Source organism: Desulfovibrio sp. 1188_IL3213 (genome assembly GCF_036763145.1).
GTDB lineage: Bacteria > Desulfobacterota > Desulfovibrionia > Desulfovibrionales > Desulfovibrionaceae > Desulfovibrio.
Window position 1 is genome coordinate 1 of sequence record NZ_JBAIYR010000258.1, and the last position, 3,340, is coordinate 3,340.

Annotated in this window: 3 protein-coding genes and 1 pseudogene; 3 read left to right on the forward strand and 1 reads right to left on the reverse strand. The window is 57.5% G+C overall.

What is annotated here, in order from left to right; genetic code table 11:
- The first annotated feature begins 88 nt into the window (after positions 1–88).
- The 3 genes from hmcC to V6C16_RS09835 all read left to right on the forward strand — a co-directional run bounded on the left by hmcC (position 89) and on the right by V6C16_RS09835 (position 2,814).
- On the forward strand, positions 89–1,303 hold the full coding sequence (gene hmcC, locus V6C16_RS09825) for a sulfate respiration complex protein HmcC (RefSeq protein ID WP_333534545.1): 1,215 nt from the start codon (positions 89–91) through the stop codon (positions 1,301–1,303).
- Positions 1,304–1,325: 22 nt separating this feature from the next.
- Complete coding sequence (locus tag V6C16_RS09830) at positions 1,326–1,478, forward strand: hypothetical protein (RefSeq protein ID WP_291439032.1); 153 nt, start codon at positions 1,326–1,328, stop codon at positions 1,476–1,478.
- Positions 1,479–2,043: 565 nt separating this feature from the next.
- Complete coding sequence (locus tag V6C16_RS09835; RefSeq protein WP_333534547.1) at positions 2,044–2,814, forward strand: methyltransferase domain-containing protein; 771 nt, start codon at positions 2,044–2,046, stop codon at positions 2,812–2,814.
- 280 nt (positions 2,815–3,094) lie between these two features.
- On the opposite strand, the pseudogene V6C16_RS09840 reads toward V6C16_RS09835, so the two are convergent.
- A pseudogene (locus V6C16_RS09840) lies at positions 3,095–3,340 on the reverse strand (diaminopropionate ammonia-lyase); the annotation flags it as partial.

Here is a 3,340-nt window from a genome sequence, read left to right on the forward strand (position 1 = left end):
GGGCGCTGCCGATACGGCCCGCCGCGCCATGACCGAGGCCCTCAAGGCCCGGGAAACGGCGTGCACGGGTCACGGGGAGGATAAGTAAATGTCACAGCACAGCATCGTCATTCCCAGCAAAGGCAAGCTGTTTAACCTGGATGAGTTTCTCAAACCCACTCCGGGCAATATCATCACCGCCATCATCCTGACGGTGGGGCTGATAATCACCGTTATCCGCTTTACCATGGGTATCGGCTCGGTTACCAACCTGAGCAACACCCAGCCCTGGGGCCTGTGGATCGGCTTTGACCTGCTTTGCGGCGTGGCCCTGGCGGCTGGCGGCTACTTTACCACCGTGGCCTGCTACGTCATGGGCATGAAACAGTTTCATTCCGCCGTGCGCCCGGCCATTACCACGGCCTTTCTCGGCTACGGTTTCGTGGTCGTAGCCCTGCTGTATGACCTGGGCCATCCGTTGCGTTTGCCCTTCATGTTCTTCTTCCCGGGAACCACGTCAGTGCTCTTTGAAGTGGGCCTGTGCGTTGCCACCTACGTTACGGTGCTCTTCATCGAGTTTTCCGTGGCGCCTATGGAATGGCTGTCGCAAAAGTTCCCCTGCCTTATCAAGTGGCGCAGGCTTGTGGTGCACAGCACCATCGTGCTCACCATTTTCGGCGTCACTCTGTCCACCCTGCACCAGTCCTCACTGGGCGCACTGTACCTGATTGCGCCTGAAAAGCTGCACCCCCTGTGGTACTCGCCCTTCATGCCCATGTTCTTCTTCGTCAGCTCCATGGCTGCCGGGGCCTCCATGGTCATCTTTGAAGGCATCTTTGCCCACAAGGGCCTGCACCACTATATGGACGAAACCCACCTGCGCGAATCTGACGGCGTGGTCCTCAGCTTCTCGCGCGCGGCCTCTTTCATCCTGTTCGCCTACTTCATGCTCAAGCTCATCGACATGCTTGTGCAGGCCAACCTGTCCTACGTCTTCTCGGGCTACGGGGCCTGGTGGCTGGTTGAAATGCTGGGCTTTGTGCTGCTGCCCGCCCTGCTTTACGCCAAGGGCGCTCGCGACCGCAATCTGACCCTGTGCCGCATCGCTTCGGCCAATACCGTGCTGGGCATCGTTCTGAACCGCTTTAACGTGTCCATGATCGCCTTCAACTACAACCTGCCCCCGGCGGAACGCTACTTCCCCAGCATCTGGGAAATATGCATTTCCATCTTTGTGGTAACGATGATCGTGACCGTGTACCGCTTTATCATCTACCACATGCCGGTGCTGTACGAACACCCCGACTTCAGGGATGAGCACTAGCCAACAGGGAGAGGAGAATATTATGGAATTCCATACTTTTTACGATTACTTCCTCTATACGAAGAGCTGGGCTTATGCCATGATGTTTGTGGTTCTGCCCCTCTATGTGGTGTACTGGAACTTTGTGCTGTTCCCCAAAAAAAAGGGACGTAACGGCTGCTCCAAGGACCATTAGAGCATGTAACGCTTGCAGTGGTTGTCTGACGACGGATCATCGCTGCTATCTTCGTCCGTAATTTCCTTTATGGTAACGGTCGAATCAAGTTAGCCTTGCAACCGCTTCGCGGTGCGGATTTTTAAAAAATCCACGCAGAGCGTTCCAACTTTTTCAAAGTTGAGCCGCTCTGGAGCCTGCGAACCTGAAATGACAGTCTGAAACACGGGGGGCGGCGCCAAACGGTGTCGCCCCCTGTGCATTGACAAAGATTCTTTTTACAGCCACCCTTGCGCGCTACGCCATTCATGTGGGTACACGGGCAAGCCACTGCCCTTTGCCCGATTCGGGCGGATTCGGATGCCTCCGGACTGCTTGAGCCTGCTCCGGGCTGATTCCGGCCCCCGCAGCCCAATGATTCCGCGGCCCTGCGCAATGCGGGCAGCCCTTTGTGGGGCATAAGGCGCACAGCAGAACAATTGACCGCGCATTGCGCCCTATGGTGGCTTGGGGTATACTCGACAGTGTGTGAAGTGGCTTCGGCGTTGCAATAACGCATACTTGCAGCCATGATCGGAGGCTTGACGTGCGGCGATTTTATCAAGAAAGCTGGCAGGGCATACCCTTTACGTCCTTTTCGCATATCTCCTTTTTTCATCTGGCGGAACCCAAGTTCTACGCGGTGTTCTACGAAGAGCTGTTTCGCCGCTACAAGGACTGGGACGATCTGCCTGCAGTCTGGCGCGAAAACAAGCGCAAAGACGCCCGCTGGCTCATCGGCCAGTTGCGGGATCAGGTTGCCAGAGAAGCGCAGCCCCGCACAGAGCCTGTGCGCGTGCTGTCCATCGGCAGCGGCGTGGGCTATATGGAAAAAATCCTGCTGGAGGAAATGCCCGAGCTGGAGTTGCACGTCAACGAGCCAAGCACTGTGGGCATGAAATGGCTGCGCCGGCATATTCCCAGCGAACGCATCTATATCGGCCTGCCGCCGGCTTGCCTGCCCCCAGATGTCCACTACGACATGATCTACCTTTCCACCGTGGACTACGGCATTCCTACACGCGAGTTCACCTACCTGCTGCAGGAACTGCGCGCCCAGTTGGCCCCCGAGGGCGAGATCATCCTGCTTTCGGCTTCCCTGCTGGAAGAGGATTCCTTTATCGGCAGCTTCGTCAACGCCATCAAAATTTTCATCCGCGGCTTCCTGCACTATCTGGGCATACGGCGGCAGCAGTTCTGGGGTTGGCGGCGCACGCGCGACGAATACCGCCAGCTTTTCAAGCAGGCAGGGTGCACCCAGGTGCAGGACGGCTGGCTGCAGGATGGCTTTGAGACCTACTGGATACGCGGAAAATAGTTTTCCCGGCACAGGCTCAAGCCGCCGCACAAATGGGTGCGCGCAGCCTTTGAACCTGCACCCCGAATACCCCGCGCCATAAGGGCATGCGTCCCGCACAGAAACCGGCACCGGGCATTGCCTGACGAAGGTTCCTTTTTGATGCAACAATACCGCTAATTTTTCGCGATATATAAAAAAGGCCGCACAACATCCGTGCGGCCTTTTTGTCTCTCTATTCCGTTACCATCCCCGGCAGGCTGGATTTTTTCGCCCGCCCTGGCCCTGTGCGCTCTGGCGGCTACTCTGCTTCCACCCCTGCACAGCGCCCATACCAGACAATCTGGCGGTACAGATCGGGTGAGGTATCCCCTTCAGTGCTGAAAAGCAGGATGCGGGAAGAGGCGTCCAGCCTCAGGGCCTGGCGGACGTCCTGCATTTGCGGATTTTTCATGATATGCTCAATGGCTCCCAGAGGAGCCGCGCCGGATTCGCCGCTGCACACAGGGCTGTCGCCCGGCAGGGGCGCGGCAAGGATGCGCATGCC

Coding starts and splice junctions, on each gene's coding strand:
- V6C16_RS09830 (WP_291439032.1), top strand. CDS start 1,326: ATGGAATTCCATACTTTTTACGATTACTTCCTCTATACGAAGAGCTGG.
- hmcC (WP_333534545.1), top strand. CDS start 89: ATGTCACAGCACAGCATCGTCATTCCCAGCAAAGGCAAGCTGTTTAAC.